The 20,324-nt window shown below is 44.2% G+C and carries 18 protein-coding genes; 14 read left to right on the top strand and 4 right to left on the bottom strand.

Features of this window, described 5'->3' with window-relative positions; all coding sequences use genetic code 11:
* Positions 1-12: 12 nt before the first annotated feature.
* From IGK63_RS00320 to IGK63_RS00335, 4 genes are all read left to right on the top strand, one after another.
* On the top strand, positions 13-870 hold the full coding sequence (locus IGK63_RS00320) for an alpha/beta hydrolase (RefSeq protein WP_008376693.1): 858 nt from the start codon (positions 13-15) through the stop codon (positions 868-870).
* Between the two features lie 45 nt (positions 871-915).
* A complete protein-coding gene (locus tag IGK63_RS00325; RefSeq protein WP_005232856.1) occupies positions 916-2,196 on the top strand; it encodes a DUF4038 domain-containing protein in 1,281 nt (426 codons plus the stop codon).
* A gap of 7 nt (positions 2,197-2,203) precedes the next feature.
* Positions 2,204-3,523, top strand: a complete 1,320-nt coding sequence (locus tag IGK63_RS00330; RefSeq protein WP_016611642.1) for a PTS sugar transporter subunit IIC — start codon at positions 2,204-2,206, stop codon at positions 3,521-3,523.
* A 221-nt stretch (positions 3,524-3,744) separates the two neighbouring features.
* Positions 3,745-5,187, top strand: coding sequence for a glycoside hydrolase family 1 protein (locus tag IGK63_RS00335; RefSeq protein WP_005226517.1), 1,443 nt, complete (start codon positions 3,745-3,747; stop codon positions 5,185-5,187).
* A gap of 107 nt (positions 5,188-5,294) precedes the next feature.
* Here the strand turns inward: IGK63_RS00335 and IGK63_RS00340 are convergent, their stop codons facing one another.
* The gene (locus IGK63_RS00340; protein ID WP_005232842.1) at positions 5,295-5,651 is read right to left on the bottom strand and encodes an MmcQ/YjbR family DNA-binding protein; all 357 of its coding nucleotides are present in this window, start codon (positions 5,649-5,651) and stop codon (positions 5,295-5,297) included.
* A gap of 283 nt (positions 5,652-5,934) precedes the next feature.
* On the opposite strand from IGK63_RS00340, the gene IGK63_RS00345 reads away from it, so the two are divergent.
* The 5 genes from IGK63_RS00345 to IGK63_RS00365 all read left to right on the top strand — a co-directional run bounded on the left by IGK63_RS00345 (position 5,935) and on the right by IGK63_RS00365 (position 10,327).
* Complete coding sequence (locus tag IGK63_RS00345; RefSeq protein ID WP_016611639.1) at positions 5,935-6,228, top strand: toxin-antitoxin system, antitoxin component, AbrB family; 294 nt, start codon at positions 5,935-5,937, stop codon at positions 6,226-6,228.
* Entirely contained in the window at positions 6,218-6,511 is a 294-nt protein-coding gene (locus IGK63_RS00350) for a type II toxin-antitoxin system RelE/ParE family toxin (RefSeq protein WP_275626452.1), read from the top strand. The genes IGK63_RS00345 and IGK63_RS00350 overlap by 11 nt, the downstream gene beginning before the upstream one ends.
* A gap of 149 nt (positions 6,512-6,660) precedes the next feature.
* Positions 6,661-7,467: a MurR/RpiR family transcriptional regulator gene (locus IGK63_RS00355; RefSeq protein WP_008376679.1), complete on the top strand. Its 807-nt coding sequence runs from the start codon at positions 6,661-6,663 to the stop codon at positions 7,465-7,467.
* A 110-nt stretch (positions 7,468-7,577) separates the two neighbouring features.
* A complete protein-coding gene (locus IGK63_RS00360) occupies positions 7,578-8,843 on the top strand; it encodes a PTS sugar transporter subunit IIC (RefSeq protein WP_008376678.1) in 1,266 nt (421 codons plus the stop codon).
* A 44-nt stretch (positions 8,844-8,887) separates the two neighbouring features.
* Positions 8,888-10,327 (top strand): glycoside hydrolase family 1 protein, encoded by a 1,440-nt coding sequence (locus IGK63_RS00365; RefSeq protein WP_016611636.1) that lies wholly within the window; start codon positions 8,888-8,890, stop codon positions 10,325-10,327.
* An 81-nt stretch (positions 10,328-10,408) separates the two neighbouring features.
* On the opposite strand, the gene IGK63_RS00370 is transcribed toward IGK63_RS00365, so the two are convergent.
* Both IGK63_RS00370 and IGK63_RS00375 read right to left on the bottom strand, forming a co-directional pair.
* Positions 10,409-11,161 (bottom strand): ABC transporter permease, encoded by a 753-nt coding sequence (locus tag IGK63_RS00370; protein WP_016611635.1) that lies wholly within the window; start codon positions 11,159-11,161, stop codon positions 10,409-10,411.
* Positions 11,158-12,099, bottom strand: coding sequence for an ABC transporter ATP-binding protein (locus IGK63_RS00375; RefSeq protein ID WP_016611634.1), 942 nt, complete (start codon positions 12,097-12,099; stop codon positions 11,158-11,160). Before IGK63_RS00375 ends, IGK63_RS00370 begins: the two co-directional genes overlap by 4 nt.
* Positions 12,100-12,194: 95 nt before the next feature.
* Between IGK63_RS00375 and IGK63_RS00380 the strand changes: the two genes are divergently transcribed.
* The 5 genes from IGK63_RS00380 (at position 12,195) to cydC (ending at position 19,260) form a co-directional block, all read left to right on the top strand.
* Positions 12,195-13,160 (top strand): Rgg/GadR/MutR family transcriptional regulator, encoded by a 966-nt coding sequence (locus IGK63_RS00380; protein ID WP_016611633.1) that lies wholly within the window; start codon positions 12,195-12,197, stop codon positions 13,158-13,160.
* A 182-nt stretch (positions 13,161-13,342) separates the two neighbouring features.
* Entirely contained in the window at positions 13,343-14,773 is a 1,431-nt protein-coding gene (locus IGK63_RS00385; RefSeq protein ID WP_005232838.1) for a cytochrome ubiquinol oxidase subunit I, read from the top strand.
* Positions 14,770-15,789: a cytochrome d ubiquinol oxidase subunit II gene (cydB, locus tag IGK63_RS00390; RefSeq protein WP_005232836.1), complete on the top strand. Its 1,020-nt coding sequence runs from the start codon at positions 14,770-14,772 to the stop codon at positions 15,787-15,789. The genes IGK63_RS00385 and cydB overlap by 4 nt, the downstream gene beginning before the upstream one ends.
* Positions 15,786-17,507 carry a thiol reductant ABC exporter subunit CydD gene (gene cydD, locus IGK63_RS00395; RefSeq protein ID WP_016611632.1) on the top strand — a complete coding sequence of 574 codons (1,722 nt, stop codon included), beginning with the start codon at positions 15,786-15,788 and terminating at the stop codon, positions 17,505-17,507. The genes cydB and cydD overlap by 4 nt, the downstream gene beginning before the upstream one ends.
* Entirely contained in the window at positions 17,500-19,260 is a 1,761-nt protein-coding gene (gene cydC, locus IGK63_RS00400) for a thiol reductant ABC exporter subunit CydC (protein WP_005232834.1), read from the top strand. The genes cydD and cydC overlap by 8 nt, the downstream gene beginning before the upstream one ends.
* A 54-nt stretch (positions 19,261-19,314) precedes the next feature.
* Here the strand turns inward: cydC and IGK63_RS00405 are convergent, their stop codons facing one another.
* The gene (locus IGK63_RS00405) at positions 19,315-20,295 is read right to left on the bottom strand and encodes a polyprenyl synthetase family protein (protein WP_005226544.1); all 981 of its coding nucleotides are present in this window, start codon (positions 20,293-20,295) and stop codon (positions 19,315-19,317) included.
* Between the last annotated feature and the right edge of the window lie 29 nt (positions 20,296-20,324).

The following is a 20,324-nucleotide window of genomic DNA, read 5'->3' on the forward strand; positions in this document are numbered from 1 at the left end:
AGGAGGAACTATATGGAGATTCAACGAATTCAACTGAATCAAACGGCTTACGTGGATACCTATTTATTGCACCAATCCAAAGAGTACAATGTCGGCAAGAAACGACCGCTAGTGATCGTCTGTCCAGGCGGCGGCTACGCCTTTACCAGTGATCGAGAGGCGGAAGTCATTGCCTTGAAATTCAATAGTATCGGGCTAAATAGCGTTGTTTTATGGTACACCACCGGTGATCAGGTGAAAAACGTTCCCCACAATGCCTTGATGGAAGCCGCCCAAACCGTCAAAATCATTCATGAGCATGCTCACGAATGGTTGGTGGATGAGGAGCAAATCATCGTTTGCGGTTTTTCAGCAGGCGGACATCTAGCGTTGCAGCTAGCGACGCGCTGGCACGATGCTGAGCTGGCAGAAGCGTTGGGCGTCAGCAGTGACTTACTGAAAGTGAATTTGGCGATCGCTGGCTACCCATTGGTTTATCAAGAGCATGCTTTCCCAATCGATGAGCTAGGCTTTGCCGCTCGTCTAATCGAAACACCTTTAACTGCCAACGAGCGCTTTTTTGGGAGTAAACAACCGACGGAAGAAGCCATTCAATCCATGAACATTTTGCATCATGTCGATCAGTGGACACCTCCGATGTTTCTCTGGCATACGACGGAAGACGTCTTAGTCGATGTGGCGCACTCGTTGAAGTTGGCGGTCAAATTAAGAGAAGCAGAAATTCCATTCGAACTGCATATTTTTGAAAAAGGCGAACACGGACTGGCATTAGCGGATCGAACAACGGCACGCAAGTCAAGTCACCTCAATGCCCATGTCGCCAAATGGTTTGAGCTGTGCGAAGGCTGGCTCAGTAGTTATATTGATTAATAACCGCCAGTGCACAACTTGTGCCGATGAAAGGAGAGCTCCACCGTGAAAATCACCGTAAACCAAAACAAACGCACCTTATTGCGAGACGGACAGCATTTCTTTTATTTAGCCGATACTTGCTGGAGTGCTTTTACTAGTATTCAAGAAAATGACTGGATCACCTACTTAGACAAACGCAAAGAGCAGGGATTCAACACCCTTCAAATCAATGTGTTACCGCAATGGGATCGCAGCCGTGGTCAATTTGACTGCTTGCCGTTTCCCCTTGATGCGGGTGTCTTTGATTTTACGGTTTGGGAGGATGCCTATTTCGAACGGGCTCAGCGTCTTTGTAAAATTGCCGATGAAAAAGGCTTTAATTTAGCATTGGTTGTCTTGTGGTCAAACTATGTCGCTGGCACTTGGGCTAGCCAGTTGGACAAAGAACGCAACGTGTTGCCGGAGGATTGCCGCCAGGCCTACTATCAAAAAGTGATTAAGACGTTTGATGCCTTCCATCCGATCTACTTTATTGGTGGCGATACGGACTTCCCAACACAGCCAACCATCGATACGTATCTAGAAGCCTTTGTTTTCTTTGAAAAGCATTCGCCCAATACCTTGAAAACGATTCATATCAAGGGACGTTTTGAAGAAATCCCTGAACCTATCGTCGAACATTTGGACTTATTTTTATACCAATCAGGTCATAACAGCGCCTTTTTGAATATGCCTTATTATTTGGCAGAGCGTTTTTATCAACGAGAACCGCAACTGCCGATCATCAACTCAGAACCTTGCTATGAACAAATGGGCTATGCCCGTCACGTATACGGTCGATTTGGTCAAAAAGATGTCCGCAAAGCAGCATGGCAATCATTGTTAGCCGGCGGCTCGGCTGGGATCACGTACGGTGCCCACGGCATCTGGAGTTGGCAAACCCCGACGGCAACCTTTGCGGAAGAAATCGGGGAAGCGTTTGATCGTCCGATGATTTGGCCAGAAGCTTTGTCTTTTCCTGGGGCAGATGATTATGGCTTTATCAAGCAATTATTTGAATTATTAAATATTCAGGAGCTTGTGCCTTGCCAAGAGCGCTTGATCGATGCAGATGAACAGATTCGTATGGCAGCTATCGCAGGAAGGAAGGATGCCTTGCTTTACTTGCCAAGCAATACAACAGTTCGCCTGCAAGGAGATCTTTCTACAGCGACCGTCACATTGATCGATTTGAACACCAATCGTTTCTTGAAACCAAAACTGACAGTTACTGATGGTATCACTGTTTTCCATCCCCACAATTGTCACGAAGATGTATTGTTCGTCATCCAAATAAAGGAGTGAAAAGAAAATGGATAAATATATGGATAAGGTATTAGTATTTGCAGATAAAATCTCCAACAATCGGTATTTAAAGGCAATTTCAAACGGGTTGATGGCGACGCTGCCGATCAACATTATTGGCTCGATCGCCTTGTTGTTAGCAGTTTTGCCGATTCAAGGGTGGACAGATTTTATCAACTCGATCAATATTGGCGGTTATTTTTCCGTCGGTTACAGTATGACCGTTGGGGTTATCTCAGTGTACGCTTCCTTTCTTGTCGGTCACCGTTTAGCGACAGAATTTAAGCAGTCGGCAGTCCCTGCCGGCATCGTTTCGTTGTTTGCCTTTTTGATGATGACGCCAATGGTCACCTTGGAGGAAACAACGACCCTCGACATGAGCAAACTCGGCGCTCAAGGCTTGTTTACCGCTATGATCTGCGGCTTAGTTTTTGCTCGTTTGTACTGCTTTATTTTAGAAAAAAATATCGCCATCAAAATGCCAGCAGGCGTGCCGCAATTTGTGACGGATACCTTCGCCGGTTTGATTCCAGCAATTATTTCTGGGTTTACCGCGATCGTCATTAGCTGGGCATTCAGTTTTACTTCTTATGGCTCATTTTCAGATTTCATCTATCAAATCTTGGCAATGCCGCTGCAAAGCTTGTCTTCTAGTGTCGGTTCGTTGCTATTTATTGTACTGATCCAAATGGTGCTATGGTTCTTCGGTATCCATGGTTCGTTGGTGGTGGGTAGCTTTGTCACCGCTTTGTACTTACCAATGGATGTAGAAAATATGGATGCTTTAGCTAGCGGTGTTGCTCGTTCCGAGCTGCCAAATATTTTGAGCAAGTCGTTTTATGATTTGTTTGCTGGTATTGGTGGGGCTGGGGGAACATTGTCATTGATTATCGTTATTTTGCTGTTGGCGAAATCAAAACAATCACGGACAGTCGCTAACCTAAGTGCCGTTCCTGGATTGTTCACCATTAATGAGCCGGTGATTTTTGGCTTACCGCTGATTTTGAATCCAATCATGGCGATTCCGTTCATATTAACACCATTGGTTCAAGTGCTTGTGGCGTACCTAGCGATCTGGAGTGGGATCGTTCCACGACTTAGTGGCGTACAAGTTCCCTTTGGCACACCGATTTTTCTAAATGGGTTTCTAGCTGGAGGCTGGCAGGTCGCAGTTCTACAAGTCGTTTGCGTTTTGGCAGGCTGCTTGCTGTACATTCCTTTTGTTAAAGTCTTAGATAAAGGAAAATTAAAAACCGAAGCAGAAGCTGCGCAAGCGGAGGGTCACCCACAAACTGAAAGTATCGATGCAACGGGGGAAACGGTTTAAAAGAAACCGATTTTATGATGACAAGCCAACGAGTTAGTGCTATAGTTAAAGAAAGAAAACCCACGTGGATTGTTACTGACTCGATCAGGCAAGACCTAAATAAGAAAGCGCTATTCTCGTTTTAGCAGCGGCTCTTATTTAGGTTTTTTGTTTTTTATCGGAGATTTTTCAGTAACCAGCTAGGTAGGTTTATCAAAAGAAAACAAAAGGAGAACGAGCAAATGGCAAAATTTCCAGAAAATTTCTTATGGGGCGGCGCGACCGCAGCGAATCAATTAGAAGGGGCGTTCGATCGCGATGGCAAAGGATTGTCAGTGGCGGATGCAATGCCTGGCGGCAAACAGCGTTTAGCGATTTTAGGTAGTGATACGTTTGATTGGACGATCGATGAGGACAAATACACTTATCCAAATCATCGCGGGATCGACCATTATGACCGTTTCAAAGAAGACATTGCGTTGTTTGCAGAGATGGGCTTCAAGAGCTATCGTTTTTCTATCGCTTGGACACGTATCTTTCCAAAAGGCGATGAAACGACACCAAACGAAGCTGGGCTAGCATTTTACGATGCGCTGATCGATGAATGTTTGAAATACGGGATCGAGCCAGTGGTTACGATCTCCCACTATGAAATGCCTTTGCATTTAGCCAAAGAATACGGTGGCTGGAAAAATCGAGCATTGATCGATTTCTATGAGCGTTTTGCAAAAGTCGTCTTGGAACGGTTCCACAGCAAAGTCAAATACTGGATGACCTTCAATGAGATCAACTCTGCTTTCCATTTCTCTGCATTGAGTCAAGGAATGGTCAACAGCACGGGTGCCAGCGACTTTACAAACGTGATCCAAGCGTGGCACAACCAATTTGTTGCCAGCAGTAAAGCAGTCAAAATCGGCCATGAATTAAACCCAGAGTTACAGATCGGTTGTATGATCATTTATGCAACGACTTACAGCATTGATGCGAACCCAGTCAACCAAGTGGCGACGATGATCCATAATCAAGCCTTCAACTACTACTGTGCCGACGTGCAGGTACGTGGAAAATACCCATCCTTTACGGATCGTTTGTACAAAGAACACGGCGTCAATAAAGAGGATCTTGAGATTACCGAAGAAGACTTAGCCTTGATTGCTGAACATACTGTTGACTATGTTGGCTTCAGCTACTACATGTCTTCTGCCGTGGATATCACCACAGAAGAAGCCGATGAAGTGCAAGGAAACTTGTTAGGCGGCGTCCGCAATCCATTCTTAGAAGCAAGTGAATGGGGCTGGCAAATCGACCCAGAAGGGCTGCGCATCGCGTTGAATGAATTGTATGATCGTTATCAAAAACCGTTGTTTATCGTGGAAAACGGCTTAGGAGCCATTGATACCTTTAACGAAGAAGGTAAGATCGAAGATGACTATCGTATCGATTACTTGCGCCGCCACATTGAAGCAATGGGGGAAGCGATTGCTGATGGCGTAGACTTGATCGGCTACACGCCATGGGGCTGTATCGACCTTGTCAGTGCTTCAACAGGCGAAATGAGCAAACGCTATGGCTTTATCTATGTTGACTTTGATGACGAAGGCAACGGCACGATGGATCGTTCCAAGAAAAAATCCTTCGATTGGTACAAACAAGTTATTGCAACAAACGGAGAAGAGTTGGCCTAAGTGTTTCGTTAGACTCACGGATGACGCAGGATCCGTTATAAAAGAAAACCGATCAACGGTGCTCCTATACTGGCGCATCGTTGATCGGTTTTTTGTGATATTTGGGTTTAACGGGTATGTTCATAGCTGTCTCGTAACAAAGATTGGAGTTGTTTTTCTGATACAGAGCCATCTAGTAATGCGGTGAGCCAATGGTTTTTATTCATGTGATAAGCGGGTAAATAGCCGTGACTTTGATTGATGATCGAAACCATTTCGGGCGCTGCTTTGACATCTAAAATCTCGATCATTCCCGTTCCTTCCAGGCCTAATTTCTGCTTTTCTACAGTCATCAGCAAGCCAAACCATTTGCCGCTTTTACGGTGCCGCAAGACTTGGTACTCGGGAAACTTTGCAAATGGATGGTCGATCTGAACATCATTGAAGGTCTGAGCGAATGCGATCAGACGGTTTTTAAGATCCATGGGTATCCCTGCCTTTTTATTCATTCAACTCCAGTATACTGTATTTTTGCCAATATTTCGCTGGAAAAGGAGATTGGGCTCTTTGGTTTAATGAGCCGTATCACCTGCTGCATCGATAGTAATAAATAAGGCAAAGTAGCAGGCGGTTTATTTTCTCAATTTGACACTCAGCTTTCGGCATTACTTGTCATTACATTCGATTACAATATAATGTTCTTACAGAGTAATTACAAAAACTGAGAGAGGAGTGCAGCGATGATTACGAAAACAAGGGAATTCCATTATGTTGACGGTGCCCAAAGACTTTGGTATTCCCAATGGTGTGGAAGTAGAAGCAAAGCTAGTAGAAAATGGAATCTTGTATGAATTTATTGAACCGGTAAAACCATTCGATGATTTCAGTGAAGATATCTTGACTGATATTATTAATGAGGGATACGAACACGAAGATATTTTATCCGAGTTTAAAGCGCGTAAGAGTAAGCTGATTTCTTCATTTAAGACAATTGCAAAGGATACTGCTACCGACGGGAAAGCAATGACCAAAGAGGAGTTGGCAACTGAAATTGGCTTATGAGGGGATTCCATCTAGACAAGTAGTAGTGAATTATTTAAAAAAGTTGAAGGAGAAACCGCTGAAACAAAAGTTTCTTCATGTCATTTATGATGAAATAGCTGTCGAACCGTATAGCGGCGATCAAAAAACAGGCGATTTAGCTGAAATCTGGTCGAAGGGTTTTAAGTATGCAGGGACAACCTATCGTATTGCTTATGATGTGATCGATGACCAAGTGATTCCAGTCTTGTTATGTGGCACCCATGAAAATTTTTATGAACAGTTAAAGCAGTTAATGAAATAACTGGGGGCCTGAATCGAAGAGTTGCGCGTAGGCGGACTCTTTTTTTGATTTCTATTAAAAAGTACAATAAGTGAAAGGTTCTAAGAAATGGATGCCTATGCTAAGATAGAAGAAACCGGCAGCGTAAATAAGCAAGTGAGGTGGTCGCTATGAAAACGACAAGTCAAGTATACATTCGTTTAAATGAACATCTATTTAAATGCAAAAAATACGATTTGAATTTTTTGATAACAAAACTTTTAATTGAGCGAATCGATGAATTTCCTGCGATCTATATTGAAGAAATCGCCTATGCTGCACAGACGACCCCTGCCAGTATCACTAAATTTTGTAAGAAACTTGGTTATGCTAGTTTTAAAGAAATGCGTAATGACCTCACGATTTATTTTGAACAAGAATACCATTTAGCAAATACGATGTTTGAAGGGATGCTAGCGAATCTCGATACAAAGAGTAAAGTATCTGAAATGGTTGACCAATTTTTAGCCCGAGAGTACATGGTCCAAAAACAGATTTTTGACCAATTTGATCAACACCAATGCACACGGATCGCAGAAGAAATGAAACGAAAAAAACGAGTGGCGATTTTGGGTAACAGCTATTCTTTTTCGGTTGTTAATCTCCTGCGGGAACTGCTTAGTCAAATGGGCTATATCGTTTTTGAAGTAAACCGTAATGCGGAAGATCAGCTGATTGATCAAGTATTGCGGGAAACAGATATTTGTTTTGTGATCAATCTAACCGGCAGCTGGATCGATAAAAAGGCCTATTTGCTTGAAAAAACGGCCTGTCAGAAAGTTTTATTGACGTTCAGCGAGCAAGCCGCTCAAAGTAATCTCTTTGAAGAGCGTGTCTTGTTTAAAGAGGTCGTTCCATTGATGTCATCGAATTATTACTCGCAAAAAGTGCTTCATCTATGGATGATTTTTATGATTATGAATATGAGAAAAGAGTAAACGTAAAAAGCTATTTTCCATTTTTGGAAAATAGCTTTTATTGTTTCCTTATGAGAAAGCGCTTATATTCAAGTTAAGATATATCTTAAAAAATTTAGGAGGATTTACTGATGGATAAATTAATGCAATTTATTGAAACCAAAGTGATGCCGCCAATGATGAAACTTTCTAATCAACGTCACTTGAGTGCTGTTCGCGATGGATTGATCGCAACGATTCCAATCACAGTGATCGGGTCGATCTTTTTATTGATACCGTACATTCCATGGCCTCAATCCTATGTATCGTTTATGGGCAATCATCCCGACTTAGTGGCAAAACTGATCATTCCCTTCAATATGAGTATGGGACTGCTTTCGATCTATGCAGCTTTTGGCATCGGCGCACGATTAGCGCAAAGCTACCAACTGGATAGTTTGGCAGGGGGCGTTTCTGCAATTTTTACCTTTTTTACTACATTGACCTTCACTTCTTTAGATGAAGGAACGTTTATCTCTACGCAATATCTTGGAGGAGAAGGCATGTTCGCCAGTATTTTGACCGCTATATTAGCAGTCGAGTGCATGCGCCTTTGTAAAAAATACAATATCGGGTTTAAACTGCCAGAGCAAGTACCTACGAATGTCAGCAGCAGTTTTGAAGTGATTATTCCCGTGTTTTTTTCAATGACGATCGTTTGGATCATTGTTCACTTGATCGGCTTTGACATCAATGCCCTGATTGCAAGTTTGATCACACCCTTATTAAGTGTTTCTTCCAACTCGTTAGCAGCACCCTTGGTTTATGTAGGATTGACTTGTATCATGTGGCTATTCGGGATTCATCCGCAAATATTAGCGACGGTGATGTTGCCGATCTGGCTAGTCAATTCTGAAGCAAATATGGCAGCAGCACAAGCCGGACAAGCGATTCCTAATCTGGGGGTACAGCCGTTTATCTTTACTTTCTTATGGATCGGTGGTGGCGGAGGAACCTTAGCACTTTGCGCAATGATGTGTTTCTCCAAATCAAAATTTTTAAAACAGCTTGGTCGTCTCAGCTTTATTCCTGGGGTCTTCAACATCAATGAGCCGTTGTTGTTTGGGTTGCCGATCGTTTTAAATCCAGCACTGGCGATTCCCTTTGTCGTGGCACCAATCGTGACCACTTTCGTGACCTATTTCGCGTTTGTGTCCAATCTTGTTCCCGGAATGGCGTATCCATTAGCGGCTGTGTGGACGGTTCCGAGTATTTTTTCAGCAGTGATCGCAACAGCCAGCATTCGCGGTGCTGTCTTAGTTGTGGTGAATTTCTTGATTTATTTGGGTATTTATTATCCTTTCTTCAAGGCCTACGAGCGCAAATTAGTGCTTGAAGAAGGTCAAACCGAAGCATAAGTCTATGAGATGAGCAATCAAATTTTTAGAAGAGGAGCAATGACATGAAGAAAAATAAGAAGCAATTTCCTGCCGATTTTTATTGGGGAGGTGCAGTTGCCGCAAATCAATTAGAAGGGGCCTATCTTGAAGGGGGAAAAGGCTGGAGCGTGGCAGACATCAATCGCTTTCGTAATGATATCGATATAAAAAAGAAAAGCAACAAAGAAATAACGACGGCAGACGTTGAATTTGCTTTAAATGATCAAGAAGGGCGTTACCCCAAACGGGATGGGATCGATTTTTACCATACATTTCGTGAGGATCTGGCACTCTTAGCCGAAACAGGCATGAATTCGTTTCGAACATCTATTAGCTGGGCGAGAATTTTTCCAAAGGGAGACGAACAAACGCCCAACGAAGAAGGGTTGCGCTTTTATGACGAATTGATCGATTGTATCCTTGAAAACGGTATGGAACCCTTGATCACCTTGTCTCATTATGAAATGCCGATCCATTTAGCGATGGCTTATGATGGCTGGTCAAATCGTAAACTGATTGATTTCTTTGTTCATTTTGCGCAAGTCGTATTCAAGCGATACCAAGGAAAAGTCAAATATTGGATCTTAGTCAATCAAATGAACTTGATTACCCATGAATCATTTAACCACCTTGGTATTCCCGCTGACCGAGTCGACAATCTGAAGCAAGCTAAGTACCAAGGGGTTCACAATGAATTGGTAGCATGTGCGAGAGCGATCAAAGTAGGGAAAGAAATTGATCCTTCTTTTCAAATTGGTATGATGTCTTATTATGGCAATGTTTATCCAGCTACTTGTAAACCGTTGGATGTTCTGAGTGCTCTCAAAAATAATCAAATGGAATATTATTATTCAGATGTACTTGCGCGGGGAACTTATCCAAATTATGCCTATCGCTTTTTTGAAGAAAACGGCATCGAGATTCAATTTGGGGAAAACGATGAAGCGGACTTCAAGCATACGGTCGATTTTGTTTCTTTCTCCTATTACTACACGCGAATCATTCATAGTGAAAACTACGGGAAAGAAGACGCAGCTTCGCCTAACCCTTATTTAGAAGCCAATGACTGGGGCTGGGCGATTGATCCAATTGGGTTACGGATTGCTTTGAATGAGTATTATGATCGGTACCAATTGCCGATCATGATCACAGAAAATGGTATGGGTTTTTATGAGACATTGAATGAAGAAGGAACGATCGATGATACGTATCGCATTGATTTTCTGAAACAGCACATTGAACAAATGAAAGAAGCAATCTATGATGGCGTAGAACTGATCGGCTACTATCCTTGGGGACCGATCGATCTTGTTAGCTGCTCCTCATCAGAAATGAGCAAGCGGTATGGGTTCATTTACGTGGATCTAGATGATTGGGGCAATGGTTCAGGAAAACGGTACAAAAAAGCCAGCTTTGACTGGTATAAGAAAGTGACGGCTTCTAACGGAGAAGTCCTCGATTAAAAAAAAAGCGGCAACGACGAAGCAGAAGCTTGATCGTTGCCGCTTTTTTTATAAGAGAGTCAGAAAAGGTAGCCGGCGTCATTAGCGTATCCGTTTCTGATAAAGCATTCGTGCCAAGAACCAGCTCACGACTACGATACCGCCGCACCAGCTAAAGGCACTGATCAAGGTGGTATCTTTCAAGTTTAACAAAAGCCCTCGCAAAGAATGGATGATCGGCGACATTGGTTGGTATTCAGCAAAAATGGCTAACGGGCGCGGCATGGTTTCCGTAGGGACGAAACCAGAGCTTAAGTAGGGCAACAGGGTGATCAAGACAGTAAACAAGGTAGCTGTCTCGGGGCTTTTGGCGATGAGACCAACCAGAACTGAGACCCAAGTAAAAGCGAAGGTGAAGCAAAAGATCAATAGGAAGGCGAGCCCCCAGCCAGCAACTGTGGCTTGAGGGCGAAAACCGATGACCATGGCAACGATCAATACGACCAAGGTACTGATCAAGCTCCGAAGGGTCGCGGCGAAGACATGGCCGTTTAAAAAGGCTGAGTTAGAAATATTCAAGGTCATCAGCCGTTCCACCATGCCGGATTTCAAATCTTCCGTCACCGTTACCCCAACGGAGGAAGCACTTTGGGCGATACATTGGACGAGGACACCGGGAACGACAAAATCGACATAAGAAGTATCGCCGACGTTCATAGCTCCACCAAAAACATAGACGAAGAGGATCATTAAAATCGCTGGGGTCAAAATTCCACTTAGCAGAGTCTCCATACTGCGAATCGATAGCAAGAGATTGCGCTTGAATAAGGTGTTGGTTTCTATAATTGCTTTCATTGGTTTCCTCCTTGGACAAGTGTTAGAAAAATATCCTCTAAAGAAGCATTCTTTTGATTAAAACTGGTGATGGTGATCGGTAGTTGATTGAGTTCCTGCAACAGCGTGAAGGAATGCTGGAAGTCTTGACTGACGGGAAATGCCAGAGAGAGACTGGACTCATTGACTTGCAGCGGAAAATCAGACAGATACTGACGCACGGTTTGCAAGTGTTCTTTTGTCAATACGCTGATTTCCATCGTTTGCGAAGGGTGCAGTGCTTTGACTTCTGTTGGTGTTCCTTGCAAGATGATTTTCCCTTCATGCAAAATGGCGACTTGGTCTGCTAAAAATTCAGCTTCTTCTAGGTATTGGGTCGTCAGGAAAATCGTTCGTCCTTGAGCGGCGATTTCTTTGATCATGTGCCATGTGGCTAAGCGGTTTTGCGGGTCTAACCCGGTCGTCGGTTCATCTAAAAAGAGCAGGTCAGGTTCGCCGATAAAACTCATGGCGATGTCTAAGCGCCGTCGCATGCCACCAGAATAATTTTTGACGAGTCTGTTGCTGGCATCCACCAAATCAAAACGCTCTAACAACTGTTGGACGATCAACTGTTTGTTTTTGACATGGCGCAAGGCAGCAATCATCAGCAAGTTTTCTCGTCCGGTTAGTTCTTGATCGACGGCGGAAAATTGCCCCGTCAGACTGATTTTTTCGCGAATCGCTGCTGGATCTTTAGTCAAGTCGATCCCGGCGATCAGCGCGGTTCCTTGATCAAAAGGCAGGATAGTGGACAAAATTTTGACTAAAGTGGTTTTTCCAGCGCCGTTTGATCCTAGTAAGACAAATACTTCGCCAGGAGTGACGTCAAAAGTGACCTCTTTCAAAACGGTTTTGTCTTTGAAACTTTTTTGTAAATGTTTCACGTGAAGCATTTTCTTTTTTACATGGGTATCCATAGCTTTTCCCTCGTTTCTATAAGATAATTCAACTATAAAGGCTCTTCGGGAAAAGCAACTGCTTATTTCAATATATTGAAAAAGAAGGTGAAAAAATGAACAATTATGGTGCGACAGTGAAAGAGCTTCGCAAAAGCAAAGGCTTACTATTGAAGGAATTAGTGGACGAACAATTGTCGATGTCTTTGTTATCGCAATTTGAAAATGGCAAAACGACGATTTCCTGCGAACGATTTCATCGTTTGCTAGATAAACTAGAAGTGAGTTTTGCCGAATTTCAACTGCTGCATACGGGGGAGCATCATTCGGAGGCTCAAAAGCTAATGGTCGACTATGTCCGTTCGATGGGGATCGAATCTATTGATGAAGTACCTAAACTAAAAAAGAAATATCAAAAGCTGACCGCCTACTTTCAACGACATTACTCCTTGGAGCTGGACCACTTCTTACAACTGATCCGTTTTGACTACTTGATGAAAGAGGAGCTTTTTAAAGGGGTGCCCATCCAGGAGGCGTACCCGAAACACAATTATTGTTTGGACTCTGCGAAACATTACTTGCTGAATACCGATACATGGGGTGTTTATGAGCTGCGGCTATTTGCCCGCGTAGCAGTTTCGATGGAGCCAGCTTTGCTTTGGCGCTGTTTGACGATCGCCATCAAAAAGAGTCAGCGCTTTGCAAAAATCCCCGGCAACAAAGATATTCTATACAACACGTTTGAGACGGTGTTTTCCGTCTTTGCTGTTTTTGATGAGGTGGATTATGCGGAAAAGACCTTTCATTTATGGCGAGATCATGTTTATGAAAAAGAACACATTGAGCAAGCGATCTTTATGCCGTTTTTTGAAGGCTGGACATGTCTATTAAAACAAAATAAGCCAAAAGCGGCGGACTTAATGCAACAAACGTTAGATCAATTGGAAAGATTAGGGATGAAGACCACGTTTTCCATGTATCAGTCATTAAGCATGTTTGTTTTAAAGGAGGATTTCCCGGGAATTTTATTGAGTGATCCTTTGCTTTCTGAGGGAACTCGTTACGGGTGGGAAGAGCCCTAAAAAGCTATATTCCGCTGATGAAAGCGCCTTATGTTTAAGAATCGGAGAGGAAGTGATTAAAAATCAGTAAATGCAAGCAATTTGCTTCTTTTTTACTGATTAGAGGAGTATATTCGAAGTTGGAATTTTTCTTTCTTTAGAATTATTTTAATGCACTTTTTTATGAAATAGGAGGATGTAGGATGGATATTGTGACACTAGCGCGAATCCAGTTTGCGATGACGACGATTTTTCACTTTTTCTTTGTACCGTTTTCGATCGGAACTGGTGTCGTCGTTGCAATTATGGAGACACTTTATGTGATCAAAAAAGATGAAAAATATCGCCGGATGACGAAGTTTTGGGGAAATATTTTTCTATTAAGTTTTGCTGTCGGGGTCGTGACAGGGATCATTCAAGAATTTCAATTTGGGATGAACTGGTCAGACTATTCTCGTTTTGTCGGGGATATTTTTGGTGCGCCCTTGGCTTTGGAGGCTTTGTTGGCGTTCTTCTTAGAATCGACGTTCTTAGGACTGTGGATCTTTACATGGGATCGGGTCAGTCCGAAGCTGCACGCCACCTTTTTCTGGTTGGTGACGCTTGGTTCGATGCTATCGGCGTTTTGGATCTTAGCTGCCAATAGTTTTATGCAGCATCCAGTGGGGTATACCTTGAACAATGGCCGGGCAGAAATGACTGACTTCGGTGCTTTATTGGCAAATCCACAAGTGTGGTATGAGTTTTTACACGTGATCACCGCAGCCATCACGATGGGCGGAATCATTGTTGCTGGTTTATCAGCCTTTCGTCTATTGAAGAAAGACAAAGACATTGACCGCGATTTCTTCAAAAAATCAATGCGGATCGGTTTTGCGGTGGCATTGTTCGGTTCATTCACCGTCTTGCTAGCCGGGGATGAACAAATGAAATACTTGGTTGAAGAACAACCAATGAAATTTGCCGCAATGGAAGGAACTTATGAAGATACCGGGAGTCCTGCGGCTTGGACTGTCGTTGCTTGGGCGAATGAAGCGGAACATCACCAAGTCTTCGGTATTTCGATTCCATATATGTTGAGTATCTTAGCCTTCAATGAACCCTTCGGCTCAATCGATGGGATGGATACGGTCAATCAGCAATTGATTGAAACCTACGGCGACCGTAATTACTACCCGCCGGTCAACACACTCTTTTGGAGCTTTCGGATCATGGCTGGTTTTGGTGCCTTGATGCTGTTGGTTTCTGGTCTGGGGTTGTATTTTACGCGTAAGAAGAAACCGTGGCTCTTTGAAAAACGCTGGTTACTTTGGGTAGTGGCAATCACTTTGTTCACCCCATTTATTGCCAATACAGCTGGTTGGCTGATCACGGAGTTAGGGCGTTACCCATGGACGGTTTACGGCTTGTTTACGATCGAAGATAGTGTGTCACCAAACGTTTCCGTGACCTCTCTCTTGATCTCAAATATCGTTTACTTCCTCTTATTCTCTGGCTTAGGCGGAACAATGGTCTATCTTGTGAAACGGGAAATGGATCATGGACCTGAAAAAGAAGCCTTTGGTGAAATCAGCCAAGGAGACAACCAAGATGGGTACGAAGACCCATTTGATAAGGAGGCGTTTGAAGGATGACCGGTCTGCAATTACTATGGTTCACGTTGATTGGGCTTTTATTTTCTGGCTTCTTCTTCTTAGAAGGGTTTGACTTTGGTGTGGGGATGTCTGTGCAGACATTGGCTCACAATGAAGAGGAAAAAGACCAGATCGTTAAAACGATCGGGCCTGTCTGGGATGGCAATGAAGTGTGGCTATTGACCGCCGGCGGAGCGATGTTCGCCTCATTTCCATACTGGTATGCTTCTTTGTTCAGCGGGTTTTATTTGATTTTGCTGTTGATCTTAGTTGGGTTGATCATTCGTGGTGTCTCCTTTGAGTTTCGAGCGAACTTCCCGAAAGAGCACAAAAACATTTGGAACTGGACGTTGACGATCGGCAGTACGATCGTACCGTTTTTCTTCGGTCTGATGTTTGTCAGCATGATCCAAGGAATGCCTTTGGGTGAAGATGGCAACATGACCGCAACCTTTACGGATTACGTCAATCCCTTTTCAATCGTTGGCGGGATCGCGTTGACCTTGTTGTGCTACTTGCACGGATTAAACTATATCGCTTTGAAAACGGAAGGTCCGATTCGGGCACGGGCACGCAACTATGCAAGTATTTTTTATGGCATCCTATATGCAGGCTTAATCGTCTTTGCTGTGATGCTTTACTTCCAAACGGATTTCTTTGAGAATCATTTTGCGACAACGCTTGGTTTGTTGCTGGTGATCGTTGTACTGACACTGATTGCAAATATCGGCGTCTTTAAAGGCAAAGAAATGATGGCTTTCATTGCGAGCGGCTTGACGTTGATCGCTTTGGTGGCATTGATCTTCACAGGGTTATTCCCAAGAGTCTTGATCAGTTCGATCGATTCAAGCTATGACCTGTTGATCGCTGATGCGTCTTCAAGCCGCTACACATTGAAGATCATGAGTTATCTTTCACTGACGATCTTGCCTTTCGTCTTGGCCTATACGGCTTGGAGTTACTATATCTTCCGTAAGCGGATCAGTCATACGGAGGCGTTGGAGGGGTATAAATGATTGATAAACAAATCATGAAGCTCCCAGGAATGAAACAACTTTTAGGGCTGCTTGCGGGACTTTCGTTCCTGCAGGCGCTCTTCATTATTGGGCAGGCGTATGGATTGGCACGTGCCATCACTGGCTTATGGGAAGGACGACCATTAGAGGAACAGTGGGGCTGGATTCTACTGTTCTTTTGTTCGTTTATCGCCCGGCAAGCCGTTATCTATTTCCGTTCCAAAAGACTCGATGATTACAGTTACCAGCAAGCTGCCGATCTGCGGGATCAATTATTGGAGAAATTGTTTCGTGTCGGTCCTCAGATCGCACAACAGCAAGGGACGGGAAATGTAACAACGATGGTCTTGGAAGGGATCAATCAAGTTGAAAACTACTTGAAATTGATTCTTGCCAAAATCATGAATATGTCGATCATTCCTTGGGTCATTTTGGCACTCGTTTTTTATCTGGATTGGGAATCCGGCTTGGTCTTGCTGTTGGTGTTCCCCTTGATCATCATTTTTATGATCATCTTGGGCTATGCCGCCCAAAGCAAAGCGGAAAAACAATACCGGACGTTTCAATTATTGTCCAATCATTTCATCGATTCTTTGCGAGGGATCGACACGCTGAAATTGTTTGGGGTCAGTAAAAAATATGGCAAAAGTATCTTTGCTTCCAGCGAACGGTTTCGGAAAGCGACGATGGCTTCATTAAAAGTCGGTATTTTATCGACCTTCGCCTTAGACTTTTTCACGACCTTATCGATTGCCGTCGTGGCAGTCTTGCTAGGCTTGCGGCTGATCAATGAAGGGATCTTGCTGTTTCCGGCGTTAACTATCTTGATTTTAGCACCAGAATATTTCTTGCCAATCCGCGACTTTTCCAGTGATTATCATGCAACCTTAGACGGGAAAAATGCGATGACTGCGGTGACGGAGATCTTGCATCAGCCGGAAGCCCAAGTACCGGCAGTAACGGTGCCTCGTTGGCAGGAAGACGCCCAGTTAACGATTGATCAGCTGGCTTTTTCCTACGAGGAAAAAGCAGCTTTGAGGGATATCAACTTGAACGTGACTGGCTTCAAAAAGATCGGGATCATCGGTCTGAGCGGTTCTGGCAAGTCTACCTTGATCAATACTTTGAGTGGCTTTCTCGTGCCAGACAGTGGCGAGATCACTCTTGGAGGAGCCCAAACCACGGCCTTTCGCCAAGCAAGCTGGCAAGAACAGCTGATCTATATTCCGCAAAATCCTTATATCTATCGGTTGACCTTGCAGGAAAATGTCGCGTTTTATCAGCCGACAGCTACCAAAGAAGCCGTACTGAAAGCCATTGAAGTGGCAGGCTTGACTGAGCTTTTGGCAGAGCTGCCGCAAGGGTTGGACACGATGTTAGGAGAAGGGGAACGACATCTAAGTGGTGGACAAGCCCAACGGATCGCTTTAGCCCGTGCCTTCTTAGATCAGCAACGAAAGATTCTTTTGTTTGATGAACCAACGGCACATTTGGATATTGAAACTGAAGTTGCCTTAAAGGAACGGATGCTGCCGCTGATGGAAAACCGGTTAGTCTTTTTTGCAACCCATCGCTTGCACTGGATGGAAGAAATGGATGAAATCATCGTGATGGATCAAGGAAGAATCGTGGAACAAGGCACCTTGACACAACTGCAGCAAAAGCAAGGTGCTTTTACAGAACTAGTCAATGGAATGAGGAGGGAACAGCTTGAATAAAATCGGCTTATTGCGCTCATTGAAAACCGATACCTGGGTCAAGCCTTTCTTGTCAAAATACAAAAACGTTTTGGCGTTGGCCTTATTCCTAGGCTTCTTGACCTTTTTCTGTGGCGGTGCACTGATGTTTAATTCGGGGTACCTGATCAGCCGCTCGGCATCGATCCCAGAAAACATTCTATTGGTTTACATCCCCATCGTACTGACCCGAGCGTTTGGGATCGGCCGTCCAGTCTTTCGCTATTTGGAACGGTTGACCAGTCATAGCTGGGTCTTGCGCATGACCTCTAATTTACGTTTGAAATTGTACAACGTAGTAGAAAAAGATGCGATCTTCTTTAAGCAAGCGCATCGCACGGGGGATATCTTGGGCTTATTGGCAGAAGATATCAACCATATTCAAAACCTGTATTTGCGGACGATCTTTCCTACCGTGATCGCTTGGATCTTGTATGCGTTCTTGATCATTGGACTCGGCTATTTTTCTTGGTGGTTTGCTTTGGTCATGCTGCTGCTATTAGGAACCATCGTCTTTGTCTTGCCACTTTGGTCGGTGATCATCAACGGCGCGCGGCAAGAAAAGCAAAAACATATGAAAAACAACTTGTATACGACACTGACGGATAATGTATTAGGGGTTTCTGATTGGGTCTTCTCTCAAAGAGGGAGCGAGTACGTGGCTGCCCATAAGGAACTGGAAACGCAGTTGCGGGCGGTGGATGAACAGATGCTGTCCTTTGATCGCCGGCGTGATTTTCTTTTACAAAGCATCTTTGGGGTGATCGCTGTCGCATTGCTGCTTTGGACCAGCATTCGCTTTCCAGGTAACCACGGAGGAGCAGCCAACTGGATCGCTGCCTTTGTCCTGTGTGTCTTTCCTTTAGTTGATGCATTTGCGCCATTACCGTCAGCTGCTCAAGAAACCAATCGGTACAAAGACTCCATCGATCGCTTCAATGCATTGCCAGAAGAAAATCGCCAAGAGGTCTCCATGGAGCAACCGTTAGTACCTGAAGTGACGGGCCTCGTGTCGATCACAGTCAAGGACTTGCATTTTCAGTATCCTGAAGGCAAAGAAGTGCTTCATGGGCTGGATCTAACGATTCCTGCACATCAAAAACTAGCGATCCTTGGCCGCAGCGGTTCTGGGAAAAGTACATTTGCCTCCTTGTTGCGAGGCGATCTGCAACCGACGCAAGGGGCGATCACCTTAAATGACGTGCCAGTGACGGCATTGAGTGAGTCAATCAGTGACTTGATCGGTGTCATCAATCAAAGTCCCTATCTTTTCCATACGACCGTCTTGAATAATATTCGGCTAGGCAATGAGTCGGCTTCGGAAGAAGAAGTCTGGCGCGTACTGGAGCAAGTTGGGTTGAAAGAAATGGTGGCAGCTTTGCCTAATGGTTTGGCGACGATGGTGGATGAAGCCGGCTTGCGTTTTTCTGGTGGAGAACGGCATCGTTTGGCATTGGCGCGAATCTTGCTAAAAGACACCCCAATCATCTTATTGGATGAGCCAACCGTCGGCTTAGACCCAATCACGGAGCAAGGCGTACTTGAAACCTTTTTCCAAGTGCTGGAGAACAAAACGATCATTTGGATCACCCACCACTTGCAAGGAATTTCGATGATGGATCGTGTGCTTTTTATTGAAGATGGTCAGTTGACCATGAGCGGAACACCTGCCGAATTGGCCGCAGAAAATAAACATTTTCAACACTTATTGGCCATTGACCAAGGACGACGATAAAAAAGAGCGTCCATCAATCAGTGATGGACGCTTTTCTTATCATTGCTCTATGGCTCAGTAATTGCGCTGCAAGAGCAGTTCAGTTAATGAACGAATTTTGGCCTTGCTAGGTGCTTCTGGCAGCAGATCGATGTCGTCTAAGGCTTTTTGCGTGTAGGTGACCGCGAAAGCGCGCGCTTTTTCGACACCGCCGTAACGGACGACAAGATCCGCAACTTCTTGGGCTTCTGCCAAGGAGAGTGCTGCTTTTTTATTCAAATAAGGAGCGAATGCTGCAGGTGCCTGTTCTTTGGCAAATAGCAGCGGCAAGGTATAGACCCCTTGCGCCAAATCTTCTAGAATCGGTTTTTTCAAGGTGCCGCTATCAGAGGTGTAGTCGAGAATATCGTCGAATACTTGAAAGGCGATCCCGATGTTGCGCCCGATCTCACCAGCTCGTTCTTGGTTTTCTGTGTCGAGGCCGCCAAAATGAGCGCCTTCGAGACAAGCGAGCCAAAACAGTTCAGCGGTTTTGCCGTTGATGCTTTGCAGATAGTCGTCAATCGATTCATGGATGTTGTAGCGAGTGTGCATTTGATCAAGCTCACCTAAAAGGAGTCGTTTCATGGCTTGTGCGTTGGTTTTTAAAAACGGGGAGCCATTCATACTTTCGATCAAAAGCTCAAAAAATTGGGTGAACAGAAGATCACCCGTGTAGACCGCGATATCCTTGCCATATTTGGCTTGAACAGTGACTTGACTGCGGCGCAGCGGCGAATCGTCAATAATGTCGTCATGGATCAAAGTGGCCATGTGTAAAATTTCTAGAGAAGCAGCAATTTTTGTTAATTGGTCGGTTTTTTTATAATGGGGATCGCCTAAGTCAGCAAACAAAAAAAAGAGCGCTGGCCGCAGCATTTTTCCACCTGAATAAGTAAAGTCGATCAAAACATCTTGTATCTCTTTGTTACGAACAGTAACGTGTTCTTCAATGATGGAACATACGGTTTTCAATCGTTGTTCGATCGTCGGATAATCGATCCAAAAGTCAAACATAGTATAACCCTTTCTAACAGTCATTCAGC

Source organism: Enterococcus sp. AZ040, assembly GCF_050499185.1.
GTDB lineage: Bacteria > Bacillota > Bacilli > Lactobacillales > Enterococcaceae > Enterococcus_D > Enterococcus_D entomosocium.

Bases quoted from the DNA above. Each gene is read 5' to 3' on its own strand.
- cydB (WP_005232836.1), top strand. From the start codon at position 14,770: ATGACCGGTCTGCAATTACTATGGTTCACGTTGATTGGGCTTTTATTT.
- IGK63_RS00365 (WP_016611636.1), top strand. From the start codon at position 8,888: ATGAAGAAAAATAAGAAGCAATTTCCTGCCGATTTTTATTGGGGAGGT.
- IGK63_RS00340 (WP_005232842.1), bottom strand. From the start codon at position 5,651: ATGGATCTTAAAAACCGTCTGATCGCATTCGCTCAGACCTTCAATGAT.
- IGK63_RS00405 (WP_005226544.1), bottom strand. From the start codon at position 20,295: ATGTTTGACTTTTGGATCGATTATCCGACGATCGAACAACGATTGAAA.
- IGK63_RS00360 (WP_008376678.1), top strand. From the start codon at position 7,578: ATGGATAAATTAATGCAATTTATTGAAACCAAAGTGATGCCGCCAATG.
- IGK63_RS00345 (WP_016611639.1), top strand. From the start codon at position 5,935: ATGTTGACGGTGCCCAAAGACTTTGGTATTCCCAATGGTGTGGAAGTA.
- IGK63_RS00355 (WP_008376679.1), top strand. From the start codon at position 6,661: ATGAAAACGACAAGTCAAGTATACATTCGTTTAAATGAACATCTATTT.
- IGK63_RS00320 (WP_008376693.1), top strand. From the start codon at position 13: ATGGAGATTCAACGAATTCAACTGAATCAAACGGCTTACGTGGATACC.
- IGK63_RS00370 (WP_016611635.1), bottom strand. From the start codon at position 11,161: ATGAAAGCAATTATAGAAACCAACACCTTATTCAAGCGCAATCTCTTG.
- IGK63_RS00335 (WP_005226517.1), top strand. From the start codon at position 3,745: ATGGCAAAATTTCCAGAAAATTTCTTATGGGGCGGCGCGACCGCAGCG.
- IGK63_RS00385 (WP_005232838.1), top strand. From the start codon at position 13,343: ATGGATATTGTGACACTAGCGCGAATCCAGTTTGCGATGACGACGATT.
- IGK63_RS00330 (WP_016611642.1), top strand. From the start codon at position 2,204: ATGGATAAATATATGGATAAGGTATTAGTATTTGCAGATAAAATCTCC.
- IGK63_RS00375 (WP_016611634.1), bottom strand. From the start codon at position 12,099: ATGGATACCCATGTAAAAAAGAAAATGCTTCACGTGAAACATTTACAA.
- IGK63_RS00380 (WP_016611633.1), top strand. From the start codon at position 12,195: ATGAACAATTATGGTGCGACAGTGAAAGAGCTTCGCAAAAGCAAAGGC.
- cydD (WP_016611632.1), top strand. From the start codon at position 15,786: ATGATTGATAAACAAATCATGAAGCTCCCAGGAATGAAACAACTTTTA.